Source organism: Citrobacter gillenii, assembly GCF_013337685.1.
Lineage (GTDB): Bacteria > Pseudomonadota > Gammaproteobacteria > Enterobacterales > Enterobacteriaceae > Citrobacter > Citrobacter gillenii.
This window is the reverse complement of the sequence record NZ_SUQN01000002.1, coordinates 47,376-61,824: the sequence shown is the minus strand read 5'-3', so window position 1 is coordinate 61,824 and position 14,449 is coordinate 47,376. Positions and strand designations below refer to the sequence as shown.

16 protein-coding genes are annotated in these 14,449 nt (G+C 53.9%); 5 read left to right on the top strand and 11 right to left on the bottom strand.

Annotated elements, in window-relative coordinates; genetic code table 11:
* Positions 1–25 precede the first annotated feature (25 nt).
* The 11 genes from flgL to FCH32_RS04035 form a co-directional block, all read right to left on the bottom strand.
* Positions 26–955, bottom strand: coding sequence for a flagellar hook-associated protein FlgL (gene flgL, locus FCH32_RS04085; protein ID WP_117342036.1), 930 nt, complete (start codon positions 953–955; stop codon positions 26–28).
* Positions 956–969: 14 nt separating this feature from the next.
* Positions 970–2,346, bottom strand: coding sequence for a flagellar hook-associated protein FlgK (gene flgK / locus FCH32_RS04080; RefSeq protein WP_117342035.1), 1,377 nt, complete (start codon positions 2,344–2,346; stop codon positions 970–972).
* A gap of 97 nt (positions 2,347–2,443) precedes the next feature.
* The gene (locus tag FCH32_RS04075; protein ID WP_117342267.1) at positions 2,444–2,746 is read right to left on the bottom strand and encodes a rod-binding protein; all 303 of its coding nucleotides are present in this window, start codon (positions 2,744–2,746) and stop codon (positions 2,444–2,446) included.
* 8 nt (positions 2,747–2,754) lie between these two features.
* On the bottom strand, positions 2,755–3,891 hold the full coding sequence (locus FCH32_RS04070) for a flagellar basal body P-ring protein FlgI (protein WP_117342034.1): 1,137 nt from the start codon (positions 3,889–3,891) through the stop codon (positions 2,755–2,757).
* Positions 3,891–4,556 (bottom strand): flagellar basal body L-ring protein FlgH, encoded by a 666-nt coding sequence (gene flgH, locus FCH32_RS04065; RefSeq protein WP_117342266.1) that lies wholly within the window; start codon positions 4,554–4,556, stop codon positions 3,891–3,893. The genes FCH32_RS04070 and flgH overlap by 1 nt, the downstream gene beginning before the upstream one ends.
* Positions 4,557–4,622: 66 nt before the next feature.
* Complete coding sequence (gene flgG / locus FCH32_RS04060; protein WP_117342033.1) at positions 4,623–5,408, bottom strand: flagellar basal-body rod protein FlgG; 786 nt, start codon at positions 5,406–5,408, stop codon at positions 4,623–4,625.
* 30 nt (positions 5,409–5,438) lie between these two features.
* Complete coding sequence (locus FCH32_RS04055) at positions 5,439–6,176, bottom strand: flagellar basal body rod protein FlgF (RefSeq protein WP_174360540.1); 738 nt, start codon at positions 6,174–6,176, stop codon at positions 5,439–5,441.
* Positions 6,177–6,187: 11 nt separating this feature from the next.
* Positions 6,188–7,390: a flagellar hook protein FlgE gene (flgE, locus tag FCH32_RS04050; RefSeq protein ID WP_117342031.1), complete on the bottom strand. Its 1,203-nt coding sequence runs from the start codon at positions 7,388–7,390 to the stop codon at positions 6,188–6,190.
* A 22-nt stretch (positions 7,391–7,412) separates the two neighbouring features.
* A complete protein-coding gene (locus tag FCH32_RS04045; RefSeq protein WP_174360539.1) occupies positions 7,413–8,282 on the bottom strand; it encodes a flagellar hook capping FlgD N-terminal domain-containing protein in 870 nt (289 codons plus the stop codon).
* Positions 8,282–8,713 (bottom strand): flagellar basal body rod protein FlgC, encoded by a 432-nt coding sequence (flgC, locus tag FCH32_RS04040; RefSeq protein ID WP_117342029.1) that lies wholly within the window; start codon positions 8,711–8,713, stop codon positions 8,282–8,284. Before flgC ends, FCH32_RS04045 begins: the two co-directional genes overlap by 1 nt.
* Positions 8,714–8,715: 2 nt before the next feature.
* Positions 8,716–9,063 (bottom strand): flagellar basal body protein, encoded by a 348-nt coding sequence (locus FCH32_RS04035; protein ID WP_117342265.1) that lies wholly within the window; start codon positions 9,061–9,063, stop codon positions 8,716–8,718.
* Positions 9,064–9,145: 82 nt separating this feature from the next.
* On the opposite strand from FCH32_RS04035, the gene flgA reads away from it, so the two are divergent.
* The 5 genes from flgA to FCH32_RS04010 all read left to right on the top strand — a co-directional run bounded on the left by flgA (position 9,146) and on the right by FCH32_RS04010 (position 14,422).
* Positions 9,146–9,916: a flagellar basal body P-ring formation chaperone FlgA gene (gene flgA / locus FCH32_RS04030; protein ID WP_146717494.1), complete on the top strand. Its 771-nt coding sequence runs from the start codon at positions 9,146–9,148 to the stop codon at positions 9,914–9,916.
* Positions 9,917–9,998: 82 nt separating this feature from the next.
* Complete coding sequence (gene flgM, locus FCH32_RS04025; RefSeq protein WP_117342027.1) at positions 9,999–10,289, top strand: flagellar biosynthesis anti-sigma factor FlgM; 291 nt, start codon at positions 9,999–10,001, stop codon at positions 10,287–10,289.
* 12 nt (positions 10,290–10,301) lie between these two features.
* A complete protein-coding gene (flgN, locus tag FCH32_RS04020) occupies positions 10,302–10,730 on the top strand; it encodes a flagellar protein FlgN (protein WP_117342026.1) in 429 nt (142 codons plus the stop codon).
* 138 nt (positions 10,731–10,868) lie between these two features.
* Positions 10,869–11,813 (top strand): lysine-N-methylase, encoded by a 945-nt coding sequence (locus FCH32_RS04015; protein ID WP_135912532.1) that lies wholly within the window; start codon positions 10,869–10,871, stop codon positions 11,811–11,813.
* 47 nt (positions 11,814–11,860) lie between these two features.
* Positions 11,861–14,422, top strand: a complete 2,562-nt coding sequence (locus FCH32_RS04010; RefSeq protein ID WP_174360538.1) for a glycosyltransferase family 2 protein — start codon at positions 11,861–11,863, stop codon at positions 14,420–14,422.
* The last annotated feature ends 27 nt before the right edge of the window (positions 14,423–14,449 follow it).

Here is a 14,449-nt window from a genome sequence, read left to right as displayed (position 1 = left end):
CAAACTCATCGGGTATTTAAGAGACTTAAAGCTGACTAAAGAGGTTTAACTCACTCACCTGCGAGTACGTTTTTAAGGTGGCTTCCATTGCCATCTCCAGACCGGTAAAGGTAATGGAAGCCGGACCGTAATCGAGATCGCTCAGCGAGCTCATTAACTGCTCGTTAGAGGTGGAAATATCCGTCTGCGCGTCACTCATCATCGTCATCGTGTTCTGCGACTCGCCCAGTGATGCGATAGAAGCGTTCAGTGAATCCGACGCGTCGTCAACCACGTCAATGGCACTGGAGATGTCGCTTTGCACCTGCGGATCAGCCGGGTCGACAGACGGATCCTGCAACTCCTGCGACAACGAGGTCAGCGTGTTAAGCACATCCAGATTGTTGCCAAAGAAATCGCTCACTGCCACGTTGGTATCCACCTCAACACCATTCGACACGGTGGTCTCGCGATGATCGCTGTTACCCTGATAGCTGTAGCTGTCGGTGACGCCGTCGCCATCATCGTCCACCGCCACAATAGGCGGCTGGTCATTTACCGTCCCACCGAAGACATAGTGGCCGTCTTCATCCTGGTAATTTAACGCCGCGACCATCGATTCTGTCAGGGATTGAATATCCTGACCGAGGCTGGACAGCGAGTCAGCGGTATTGGTGCCGTTAGCCGCCTGCAGCAGATCGTCACGCACAGCCAGCAAACTGTCATTGACGCCATCGAGGATCGACTCCTGCTGGCTCATCCCCGCCGAGGCGGAATCGATATTCGTCTGATACTGTTCAATCGCTGACTGCTGGCGATCCAGCTGCGTCATGCGGGTATAAGCAATCGGATCGTCCGAGGGCAGCAGAATGCTTTTTCCCGTCGCCATCTGGGTGACAACGTGTGCCAGGTCGGTGGAAAGCTTATCAAAGCTCTGATTCATGGATGTATAAGATTGTTGCGCAGTCACTCGCATGATAACTCTCCAGGTTAGCTACACATTTCCAGTACGGAATCGAAAATATCCGCACCGGCGGAAATCACTTTCAGGTTGGCCTCATAAATTTGCTGATAGGTAATGAGGTTCACCGCTTCTTCGTCCATGCTGACGCCGCTGACGCTGCTTTGCTGATTCTGCGCTTCGGAATAGACGTTGGCTGCCGCTTCCGCCTCGGTCTGGTTTTGCTGGCTATAGATGCCGATATTGCTGATGATCGACGAACACGCTTCCCCTACCGTCACGCTTCCGAGTCCGTCAATCTCCAGCGGTTCGGTGGAGATGTTGATTAACGCCTGCAGGTTATCGCTGTTGCCGCTTTCGTCCGGTGAGCTGGAAAATGCCAGTTCATCGGCGGTGATATCCGGGTTAACCTCCAGCGGGCCATCGGCTGAATTTTCATCATAAATAAACAGCGGCTCCCCGGGATTACCGTTCAGATCGTAACCCTGGGCCAGTTGGGTGTTGACGGCATCGGCAAACTGCGACGCCATGCTGTTGATGGTATCCGTCAGCGGAGTCAGCACGTCATTTTGATAATCAAACAGCGCCCCCATTGATCCACCGGTATCGGTATTCATGGTGGAGGTGGTGCCGGCGAAGGTCAGCGACATCGTTTGTGAGCCATCGGCATTGGTTTCGAGCGCAATGGTCGAACTCTCTTGCCCGCTAACTAACGGCTGACCGTTTTTCAGCGTTACGTCGTAGTTACCCTGATCGTCAGTGTTGACCTGTACGTCCATGATGCCGCTGAGCTGTTCGACCATCTGATCGCGGGCGTCATACAGCGCGGAAGCGTTATCGCCGTTGGCTTCTGCCTCAGCGATTTGCTGGTTGTAGCTGGCAATCCCACTGGTCAGGGTGTTGACCTGCGCCACCATCGCTTGCTCCTGGCTGACGATTTCACTGCTTTGCGAGTCAATATAATCCAGCGTGTTATTGACTCGCAGCGCCAGCGCGCCGGATTCGCTGATCACCTGCTCGCGCAGGGCGGAGTCATCGGGGCTGGAGGTCGCGGCATTGAGCGCGGCAAAAAAATCATCAAAACCGCCGCTCAGGCTGGTGTTGTCGTCGCTGAGCACTGTTTCCAGCTGGGTTAAATATTCCTGCTGGGTGCTGTAGTAGCCGTTATCGCTGGCGGCGTACCATACCTGGCTGACCTGATACTGGTTGGACACACGGCGAATACTGTCGACCTGCACCCCGTTACCCGCGCTGTTTGACGAACCCGAGCTGGCGCCAATGCTGCTGATCATCGCCACCTGGCGGGTATAGCCATCCGTCATCGCGTTAGCGGTGTTTTGCGCCGTTACGTTCAGCTCTACCTGCGCCGTACTGGCGCCGCTGTAGCCGATACTAATCATATCCATCAAAAAATCCTCGCCGGCCTGCTGCCCGGTGTCTCGTTAACAACCTTGCTGATAAAGAGCGGCGAAAACCTGACGGTTCTTAAGTCGCCGCCGGGCTTTACCCTTTGTGATGGGGCGACAGCTGCTTCACAATCATCGCCGCAATCCCGATACCGTGCTGCTGCGACAGCGAGTTACACAGTTGGTCATCATAAAAACCCTGCATCATGCGCACCGAGTCACTGTTGAGCGGGTTATCTTTTGAATCAAAGATTTCGTTGGTTTTACGCATCTCTTTCAACATATTGCGTAAGAAAATCGCCTCAAACTGCTGTGCGGCTTTCTGCAAATCGTTGCTTTTGATTTTGGGACCCATTAAGGCATCGCTGCCATCCGTGCCGCCGCTGCGATTCACTTTGATATCTGTCATTAAATAACCTCCAGATCGGCATCCAGCGCACCCGCTTCATGCAACGCCTGCAAAATAGACATAATGTCGTCCGGCGTGGCCCCGAGGCTATTTAGCGCATTAACCAACGTTTTCAGGCTGCTGGATTCGGGCAGAGAGATGATGCCAGGGCGCGCGTGGTTAACCGAAATGTTGCTTTGCGGCGTGACGGCAGTACGTCCTCCCGCCAGTGCGTTCGGCTGACTGACGTTGCTGGATTCATTGATCGATACCGTCAGGCTGCCGTGAGATACCGCCGCCGCATGCAGCGCGATCCCCTCACCCATCACCACGGTGCCGGTACGCGAATTGAACACCACACGAGCGCGGACTTTCTCAGCCTGCACCTGCACATCATCCAACTGCGACATAAACGCCACGCGCGCACCGGGACTGGTCGGGGCGGTGACGACGACGTTGGTCGAGCTTTGCGCGGTAGCAATGCCGCCAAACGCCGCATTGATCGCCCCGGCAATATTATTGGCGTCTTTAAAAGAAGGGCGTTTCAGGTTTAGGGTGATAGTGTTGCCCAACTGGAAGTCGCTGGGAATTTCACGTTCCACCGACGCCCCATTGGGGATAAGTCCGGCGGTAGGCGTATTCACCGTCACGCTGGAGCCACTGGCGCCGGTCGCATTCATCCCGCCAACCACCACACTTCCCTGCGCTAGCGCATAAACTTCACCATCTGCACCATGCAGTTGGGTTAACAATAAGGTGCCGCCACGCAGGCTTTTAGCATCACCAATAGACGAGACGGTGACATCAATGGTCTGCCCGCGTGAGTACATCGGCGGCAGCACGGCGCTCACCGCCACCGCCGCGACGTTTTTCACCTTCGGATCAATCTTGCTCGGCAACTGCACGCCAAATTGACGCAGCATGTTGGTAATGGTCTGGTTAGTGAACTTCACCTGGTTTTTATCACCGGTTCCGTCCAGCCCGACCACCAGGCTGTAACCCACCAGTTGGTTGGTCCTGACGCCCTGCACATTGACCAGCGATTCAAGAGATTGCGCCTGCGACGTGCCCGGTACCACCAGACACAGAGCGATCACGACGGCGTTTAACGCTTTCATCCAGCGCCCGCGTAAGTGTTGCATAGTAAAATCCTGCATTAGATCGGGAACAGTGGATGGTTAAACAGACGCGTCAGCCACCCCGCCGCGTTGGCATCGCTTAATGCCCCGCGTCCGGCGTAGGAGATGCGCGCATCCGCAATCCGTTGTGATGACACCGAGTTGTCGTTCTGAATATCGTCAGCGCGTACCAGGCCACTCAGTCGAATGTATTCATCCCCCTGGTTAAGGGTGAGCCACTTCTCGCCGCGAATTTCCAGAATGCCGTTCGGCTGCACAGAATGGACTGACACCGTAATCTCGCCGCGTAAGCTGTTCTGTTGCTGCGAGGTGGCGCTGCCGTCAAAGTCACGGTTGGCATCTATCGAGCCGGACAGCTTGTCTTTGGTATGCCCAAAGATGGTCGGCGCGCCGATGTCGACGGTATTGCTCTTACCGAAGTTGGTTTTCGCCTGCTTGCTGGACTGGGTAGATTCTTCCAGGATGACGGTCAGGATATCGCCCACCCGATAGGCGCGTCGGTCCGCCGTCAACGACCAGTTATAGCCTGTTTCAAACACACCGCCCGCACGACCATCCGCCGGAGCCGGGGCCTCTGTTTTGGGGGGCGCAAAGAATTCGTCATTTTTTTTGACCAGGATAGCCTGCGATTCACACCCACTGAGCAGGGGAAGCAGCACCATCAGCCAGAGATAATTTTTCACGTTCTGCCTATTTCGTTTAAACCTTGCCGGATGGCGCTGTGCCATCCGGCATTTCACGTTGTTGCGTTACAGCGTCTGACTAATAAACTGCAGCATGTCATCTGCCGCAGAGACCATTTTGGCGTTCATCTCATAAGCACGTTGCACCGTGATCATCGCCACCATTTCGTTGACGATATCCACATTGGAGCCTTCCAGTGCCCCTGACTGCAGCGTGCCAAGCCCATCTTCACCTGGTACCCCTTCCGTTGGCTGGCCGCTGGCGGCAGTCTCCAGATACAGGTTGTCCCCTTCGGCAGAAAGCCCGGCAGGGTTAGCGAAGTTCACCAGCGTCAGCTGGCCCAGTTCAGTGGTGTCAGTATCGCCAGGTAAGATGGCCGTCACCGTGCCATCCTCACCAATTGACACGCTGGTCGCGCCGGACGGCACGTCGATTTCCGGCTGCAACGGCAAGCCCTGGGAGTTGGTCATTACCCCATCAGCATTGACCTGTAGGTCGCCGTCGCGGGTGTAGGCAATATCGCCGTTGGCCTTCTGCACCTGCAAAAAACCCTGTCCCATAATGGCGACATCCATCGAGTTCTCGGTCGTTTCCACATTGCCTTCACTGAAGGTTTTCTGGGTTCCGACAATTCGCACACCGCTGCCGAACTGCATGCCGGTCGGCATGATATTGTTTTGATCGAGCATCGAGCCCGGCGCTTCCTGAGTCTGATAGAACAGATCCTGGAACATCACGCGGTCACGCTTAAAGCCTGTGGTGTTGACGTTGGCGATGTTGTTGGCAATCGCACTCATCTCAGCATCCTGTGCCGACAGGCCGGTCTTACTGATCCATAACGCTGCATTCATAATGCTTTATTCCTGATGGGTCACGGCGGCTCAGGAGCCGGTTAACAAACGGTTGCCCGAATCACTGATCTCTTCGGCGGTTTTCATCATCTTGATTTGCGCTTCAAACTGGCGGTTCATCGCAATGGAGGACATCATTTCACTAACCGCCGACACGTTGCTGCTCTCAAGAAAGCCCCCGCTCACTTTGATGTTTTCATCGCGCTGGGCTGGAACGCCATCGGCGGTGATCAGCATGCCCTGCGCGTTTTTCGCCAGATTGTTCACTGGTATATCCACCAGCTTCAGGCGGTCAATGTCCATGGTAGCGGTGACATCACCGTCGTCTGGCGTCACCGAGAGCGTGCCGTCGCTGCCAAAAGACGCAATGGCATTCGGCGGCAGGATGATCGGGCCGTTATCGCCTAACACCACGTTACCGTTGATGGTGAGCTGCCCCTGATCGTCCTGCTGGATATTGCCGTTGCGGGTATAGATTTCGTTACCGTCTTTATCCTCAACCGCGATATAGCCAGTGCCCTGCAAGGCTACGTCGAGTGGACGCTCCGTTTTCTCCGCGATACCGCTGCTGTCGTTCACCCCGCTTGGACTCTCCTTCGCCATATAGCGCGTATCGAATCCGCCGCCTTTCACTTTGTCATTACTCGCCATCGCCATATCCGCGCGAAACCCCGTGGTGTTGACGTTAGCGAGGTTGTTGGCGCTGATTTGCTGCTCTTGCAGCGTCTGGGTGGCCCCGCTCAGGGCGGTATATATCAAGCGATCCATTTATCCGCGCCTTACATTGCCTGGAACAGCGCATCATCAAGCTGCGTACTGGTGGAGATCACTTTCGTGTTCGCCTGGTAGTTACGCTGGGCCGTCATCAGGTCAACCAGTTCAGTGGTGATATCAACGTTGGAGCTTTCGAGCATGCCGGAGGAGAGCGTGCCGCAAGAACCGGATCCCGGTGTACCAATCAGCGGCGTGCCGGATTCCCCCGTTTGCACCCAGGCGGTGCCGCTCACCGCTTCCAGCCCATTTTCGTCGGGGAAGGTCGCCAGCACGACCTGACCTTGCAGCATGCGTTCGCCGTTGCTGTAGGTGGCGTAAACTTTTCCGTCGTCATCAACCTGCACGCCGTTTTGGGTTGCAGACGCATAACCATTCGCGGAGTTGGTGGTGACGGAGAAATCGGAACCGTACTGGGTGCAACTGGAGTAATCGACGGTCAACTCAATCGGCGCGGCCGCATCGGTAGTGAATTCAACGGTCTGCGGCGTGGTCGGTGAGGTCAACTTGCCGGTGTTCGGATCGAACGTTAAGGTGGTTGGTGCTGCGCCGTCCTGAGCAGCACCATCAAAGGTATAATCAACTTCCCAAGTGTTATCCGAGGTTTTAGTAAAGTACTGGCAAACCGAGTGCTCGTTACCCAGTGAGTCATAAACTGTGGTGGTATAGCTGTCGGAATAAGACGCGCTGTTGGTGGGATCAAACGCGACCGTGGAACGATCAATGGTGGCATCACTGGCGTCAAAGTTAGCCGTAAAGGACAAGCTGTCTGACGCTTCTGCCGGAATGTTGCCGGTCTGAATTTGGATATCGGACACCGTCCCGGTTTGCAGCGTACCGCTGTCATCAACCGGATAGCCCTGCAGGTAATCGCCGGACGCATTGACGATATAGCCATTTTTGTCCGTTACGAAGGAACCGGCGCGGGTATAGGAGATGTTCCCGGCGCTGTCACACATCACGAAAAAGCCATCATCGTTAATGGCCAGATCTAGCGCATTGCCCGTTGAGACCATAGAACCACCGGTGGAGATACTTTGCGCTGAACCCGCCACGCTCACGCCCATGGCCTGCGTCCCGGCATACATCGCAGAGAATTGGGTGGTCATCGATTTGTAACCCACCGTACCGGAGTTAGCGATGTTGTTACTGATCCCATCCAGTTGTTCGTTAACGGCGTTTAACCCCGTCGCTGCAATTTCATAACTCATTATTTATTCCTGTAATGTAAAATCAGATAACGTTATCGCTGTCAGAATTATCACTGCCACCGTCGGTATCAGGTGGCGTGGTGTCATCGGAACCGCCGCTGCCATCAGTGCTATCCGGCACGCCGAACTGGGTGATCATGGTGAAAGGCACTTCCCCGACGCCGTCCACGTTAAGAACCGGTGTGCTGCCATCGAGCGGAATACGCACATCCTCAACCTCACCGGTGACTTCAATAGGTACTTCCGCTTCCCCGGTGTTGGTCACCACCGACACGTTGTAATCACCCGCCGGAATACCGTAATCAGCGGGATTAATATCGAAATCCACCTGCCCAGGTCCGACGGAGGTTTCCCCTTCAGGGATCAGCGATACGGTGTAGTCATCACCGGCGGCGTCAGTGAAATGCAGATCCACATCGGTACAGCTGTCGTCCAGCGTGACGCGCCCCTGAATCTCTTTGGTGTTGTCGGCAATATCCAGCGTGGTGGTTTGCACCATAATGTCGTCACCCACCAGATTCCCTAACGCCATGACCTGAATGTTGCTCATCAGCACGGCGTTGGTATTGGCCTGAACGCTCATCTCTTCCATCATCGCCACCTGCGCCATTGAGGCGAGCTGGTCGATATAGTCTGTCGGGTCCGCTGGATCGGTGGGATCCTGATTCTCAATCTCCGCCACAAACAACGTCAGGAACGTGTCCACGCCTGAGGAATCCGTGGAGGTGGTTGTGGTTGTCGTAGTGGATGACGTGTCGCTGGTATCCGTGGTGGACGACGTGCTGCTATCACCCAGGTTACTCGTGGAACCGACATTGTTCTCCGCCACCGCTGTCGGCTCTTGGGAAGAAGCCAGCGACTGCGATTGGGCATACAGAGCCAGAGCGTTCATTATGCTTCTCCTAATTTGAGTAAACTTTGCTGCATACTTTTGACGTTATTCAGCACATCAACATCCGTTTCAAAGTCACGGGACGCAGACATCATGTCAGCCATTTGCTCAACCACGTTGACGTCCGGGTACCAGACAAAACCATCCCGGTCTGCCATGGGATGGTGAGGCTCATAACGCTTCACCGCCCCGCCGCTTTGCATGACGTCCTGCACCTGAACGCTGGCGCCGTCAATCGCGTGGCGGTTATGCGCACCAATCAGGCTATTGTGGTAAACGGCGGCAAAGACTGGACTACGCGCTTTGTAAGCCTGCGCCTCGCTGCTGGCGGGCGCTTCGGCGTTCGCCATGTTACTGGCGACGGTATTCAGGCGAATGGTTTGCGCCGTCATCGCCGAACCTGAAATCTGATAAATATCAGTAAACGACATGGTTATTTCCCTTCAATGGCCTCGTTGATACCGCTAAGTTGCAGGTTCAAGAAGGTCAGACTGCTTTGATAATCCATACTGTTTTGTGAGAACCGAGCCTGCTCGGTATTCAGCTCTACGGTATTGCCGTCCTCTGAGGGTTGCATCGGCACGCGGTACTTCACATCAACCTCTGGCATTACATTTGTTCGACTTGCCCGTTGCATCTCAGCGGCAAAATCAATATCTTTAGCTTTGAAATTTGGCGTATCGACGTTTGCCAGATTCGCAGTCAGTAACTCGGTCCTCTCAAGACGTAATTTCACTGCCTGCGGATGTACCCCCAACGCTTGCTGAAAACTGATTCCCATTTCTCGCATCACTCCTGCATCAATATCGCTGTTATAAGCAATATGTATGCCAACTTTTAAGTGATTGATGAGAAATGATTTTATGAAACTATCGTCCCGCAGCAGGAAGCCTTCCTTCCCCTTTGTCGCAATAACCCTGCTGGCATTAAGCATTGCCTTACCACTGCATGCCGCCGTCCATCCCGTTCAGCACAGCGCCCGGGAGCAGATCAACGCGCAGGTCCTCACCGCAGCAAGTCAGCAGATCGACGCCCTGGCACAAAAACAGCAGTGGCATGACTACCGCTATACCTTCAATGTCTACATCCCTTCGATGGTTGCGACCGCCCCACTCTGTCCTTCTGAGCCGCACATTAGCGCGTCATCTCCCGCCGAAACGGCCTTAAGCCGGATGAATTTTGAAGTGAGCTGTCCAGGCCACACAGGCTGGAAGGTCAGCGTGGCGGTGCGCCCGGATGTGTTTGTGCCAGTAGTGATGCCGAAATCGTTGATTGAGCGCGACACCGTGCTGACGGTGGATGATTTACAGTTGAAGAAATATCACATCAGCGGGCAGAGAAATGAGCTGTTGATGCAACTGGACGATGCCGTCGGGCTCACCAGCAAACGCACCCTGCAGCCAGGTAAACCGCTGACTCGCGCTGAATTAGTACAACCCATTCTGGTTAAGCGCGACCAACCGGTAACTATCGTGTCGCATATGGCGGGGATCACCGCATCAATGCCCGGCGTAGCGTTGAAAAACGGCCGTAAAGGAGAAGTGATTAAAATCCGTAACACCAGCAGTCAGCGGGTGATTAGCGGCGTGGTGGATGATACGGGCATCGTCAGCACGCTAACGGCAACGCAGTAACGGGATTTTTTGTGATGGAATTAAAGTTTTCTCCTTCACGGTCGCTTTTAGCAAGTAACAGAAGAATACGCACGAGGTTGCTATGAAAATAACCCCAACGCTGTCCGGTAACCGCCCTACGCCAACGACGTCCGGGAGCAGTGCTGCCGACAAAAGCACAACGAAATCCAGCACCGTCAGCACCACGTCACTAACGGCTGATGATGTGACTCAGGCCGGGCTGCAGTCCGCTCAGCAGACGTTGAATGAAGACACGCAGGGCGATGTTGATTACGACAAAGTCGCACAAATGCAGGCTGCGCTGGCCAATGGCGATCTGCAGGTTGATACCGATCGGCTGGCAGGTGACATGCTCAGTTTTTTCCAGAAATAAGAGGTCAGAACCGTGAGTACTAAGCTGCAACAGGTGAAATTGTTGCTTCAGGGCATTCGGGAAGACGAAACGCTGTATGACACACTGCGAACTCAGTTGGAACAGCAGCGTTTGTGTATGATTCGTCGAGCCAGTGACGAGCTGTTGAGCGTCAATGAAGTCATCCAACAGCATTATGAACAGTTAAATAGCAGTAGCCTGCAGCGCCGCGCGATCCTGCAACAGCTGGGCGTGAGCGTCAATCGTCGCGGTCTGGAACAGGTATTTAGCTGGTTGCCCGGCCCACAAAAAAACGCCGCGCAAAGCTGGTGGCAGCGTCTGGAACAAAAAGCGGAACGCTGCAAATCCTATAACGAAAAGAATGGCGATCTGCTGATTCGCCAGTGCGAATTCATTCAGTCGTTTTTGGGCACCGAGCCTGATTTTATTTACCAGCCTTAATCCTGCCACCTTCCGTTTTTAACGGAAGGCGCCTTTCCCCTGCAAATCTAACCCATTGATATATTAATTAAAAAAAACAGGCACGCAAATTGCAATACAGTGCCCAGATTTGAATATTGGAATTTCTGAGAACACGTTATGAGTACGATTAATTGCTACGAGCCTGACTTTGTCCGTGCATTTTTAGCCCACAACCCGGACTCTCCCTTGCATGTCCAGATGACGTGGCAACATGAAATCCGCCAGAGCCTGGCGTTAACAGACATCGCCAGTTGCACAGCCGCCCTTGGCGATGCCAATGCTTTTGTATTGCATGTCACCCAGAGTGATTGCAACTCACAGAGCGCCCTGTTATCACCACGCGATCGGGTGCTGAATCAGGCCGCACTCAATGCCGTAACGATTGCCGGTTTAACGCCAGACCTGCGTCTGTACGCGCTGGGCATTATGCTTTCGTGGTCCGAAAAGCTGCCGGGCGACGACGCCGACACGCTGGCAAAAATTGCCTCACAGCCCAACGTCCTTGCTGACTATGCCGCAACGGGAAAATTGCAGAATCAATTTTCACGTCTACCGGCCCTGCCACAATTGCAATGCCATTTGCTGTCTCTGATGGGCGGCTTGACCTTCGACTGGGAGATCCTGCCCGAAAGCCCGCGCAAAATGACGCTGCCGCTGCAGTTGAGTTTGCTCATGATGCAGGATGCCAACAGCGAAGCTTTGCTGCTCCAGCAATTACAGAAACAGTGGCATAAAGCCCATCAGCAGTACTTTGCCGAGGAAGCCTGGATTTTCAGTAACTATCTGATCTATCGCCTCTACCATGACACCTTCCCGCAGCATGAGAGCGCCAGCATCACCCAACGTCTGTTTGAGCTGGTCACCGATTTTTACCTGATCCGTACCCTACTGAGCCTGTGGACGCTGGACGGCTCGCCGCTGAGCCAGGCTGACATTTTCGCGCTGTTTACATTGCTTGAGCGCTGGCGCCACAGCGAGGAATCAGCCTCAGTGCGCCAGCAGGTGCAGGCCATACTGCCAGCGGATTATCTGCTGTCTGCTTTTTCACTGCTTATTTGTTAGCGCCCCTTGGCCGGGAATCTACCGGCCCTTTTTTCCGTGAAGTCATCATGTCCAAATCCGCTAAAACTCGCACTATTTTGCCTGGCGTCGTTAAGACTCTGGATACCGGTCGTGAAAAACCGTTTGTCAGCGTCGTTACGCCGACCTGGAACCGTGCCGCTTTCTTGCCATGGCTACTGTATATGTTCCGCTATCAGGATTATCCGGCGGATCGCAGAGAGCTGGTGATCCTCGATGATTCACCGCAAAGCCACCTGCCGCTTATTGAGCAACTGACGCAAGGCAAACCTGGCGCATTTAATATCCGTTATATCCACCATCCGGAAAGGCTGGCGCTGGGTAAAAAACGCAATATGCTCAATGAACTGGCGCAGGGTGAATATATTCTGTGTATGGACGATGATGACTTTTATCCGGCGGATAAAATCACCTATACCCTTGCGATGATGCAGCGCCATCGGGCGCTGATTTCCGGTTCAGACCAGATCCCTATCTGGTACAGCCACATCAATCGTATTTTTAAAACCCACCGTTTTGGCCCACAAAATATTCTCAACGGGACCTTCTGCTATCATCGTAACTATCTGAAAAAACACCGTTATGATGATGAGTGCAACCTAAGTGAAGAGGCAGGGTTCACCCATAATTTCACCGTTAACCCGCTGCAACTCCCTGGAGAACGCACCATTCTGTGTATCTCACACAGCCAGAATACGTTTGATAAAGATTTTGTACTGGGAGCCAGTGAACCGTTGCAGACCAGCCTCGAGCAGGCAATCCCCGATCCGATGCTGAAAAACTGGTATCAGAGCCTGCATAACGCCACCCACCATCAGCCGATCCGCTGGGATGCCATCGATCAGGTGGTGATCGTCAACCTTGATGCGCGCACGGATCGTCTGGGACAGATCCAACAGGAACTTGCCCGACTGAATGTCCCGGCGGAAAAAATCACCCGCCTGGCCGCCTGCGAAGACGTAAATGGTCAGTTGGGCCGTCGCCAGTCTCATTTGCAGGCCTTGCATCTGGCACAACAGCAAGGCTGGAAAAACTACCTGTTACTGGAGGACGATAGCGTCATTCTGAAGCAAGAGAAGCACATCAGCGTGCTGAATGCGCTGCTCAGCGCCCTGCCAAAATTACCCTGGGAAGTGATCCTGCTCGGCGGTGAAATCAAACAGGGCACGGTTTTGAAAAGCCTCAACGGGATGATCCATGCCCGCGATTGCCGGAAAGTGTGCGCCTACCTGGTTAACGACCATTATTACGCCTCGCTTGCAAGGCAGATGGCGCAGGATCCGTCCGAGTCGCTGGAAGCACAATGGCAGCCCCTGCTGCGCGACGGAAAATGGCTGGCCTGCTATCCGAGTATCGCCTACCAACGCGCGGGCTATAGCGACATCGAAAAGCAGGAAACAGATAATATTCGCTTTTATTTCAATAAAATAAATAAAGCCCCCGCTAACTTTCAATCGGTAACTAGCGCACCCTCTCAGCCCGTTAACGCGAGAGATAATACGATCGCCTTCTTTATGGAGACCTCGTTTCATTATGCCGTCTATCAGCCAATAATTGCCGCACTGCAAGCAATGGGCCAGACATGTTCGCTGCTGGTTAACGATCGCATCCATAAGCCATTTCTTGATGAAATGGCCGCAACCATTAACGCTATCAACGACCCAACATTGGGTGGCGCACGTATTTCTGAAGTTATTCAGCAACGTAAACGCTTCAAATGTCTGGTCAGCCCCTACTACACGCCGGCTCTGAAAGATTTGGCCGATATTCACGTTCGCGCCATGTACGGACTGGCAAAAGAAGAGTGGAATCATGCCTGGTGGAATACGTTCTACCACCGTATTTTGTGTTACAGCCATTACAGCAAACAAGCGCTGGATATTAACGGCAGCGCGAAGGTGGTCGGAAATCCCCGCTTTGATCGCTGGCATCAAGGACACGTTGAGACATCTCTCCCGGCATCGCTGAAATTTGATGCCAAAAAACCGACGCTACTGTATGCCCCAACCTACGGCGCATTAAGCTCACTACCGCACTGGGCGGAAAAGCTGAGCCATTTAAGCCATGACTTCAATATCATCTGCAAATTGCACCACGGTACCTGCTCTCGACCGGAAGAGGCCGCTTCGCTGACGTTGGCGCGCAAGTGTTTTAAAAACCGAACAGATGCGCCGGATCACGTCCTTCCGCTGCTCGCGAAGGCCGATTACGTCCTCACCGATAACAGCGGATTTATCTTCGATGCCCTTCATGCCAACAAGCGCGTCATCCTCCTCGACTGGCCGGGTATGCAGGCGTTACTGGATGGGCAGAAAAGTTACTCCAGCCCCCGCAGTGCCGACCAGCAGATCCGAGCGATTTTACCGGTCGCCAGCGATATGGTGGAACTCAGAAACCTGCTGTCCAGCTCAAACGACTGGAACGCGTTACAGGCGCCATTGGACGAGATCCGCCAACATTATTGCGACGCGTTTATGGATGGTAAGGCGGGGAAGAGAGCGGCCAGTGAGATTGCAGAGGTGCTGGAAAACAGCTCTCTGGTGTCAATGAATACGCTACTGCTCAGTCTGCAGAAAAAATTATTCCCATGATGCTTCCAGACTTCACAGGATAGAGAT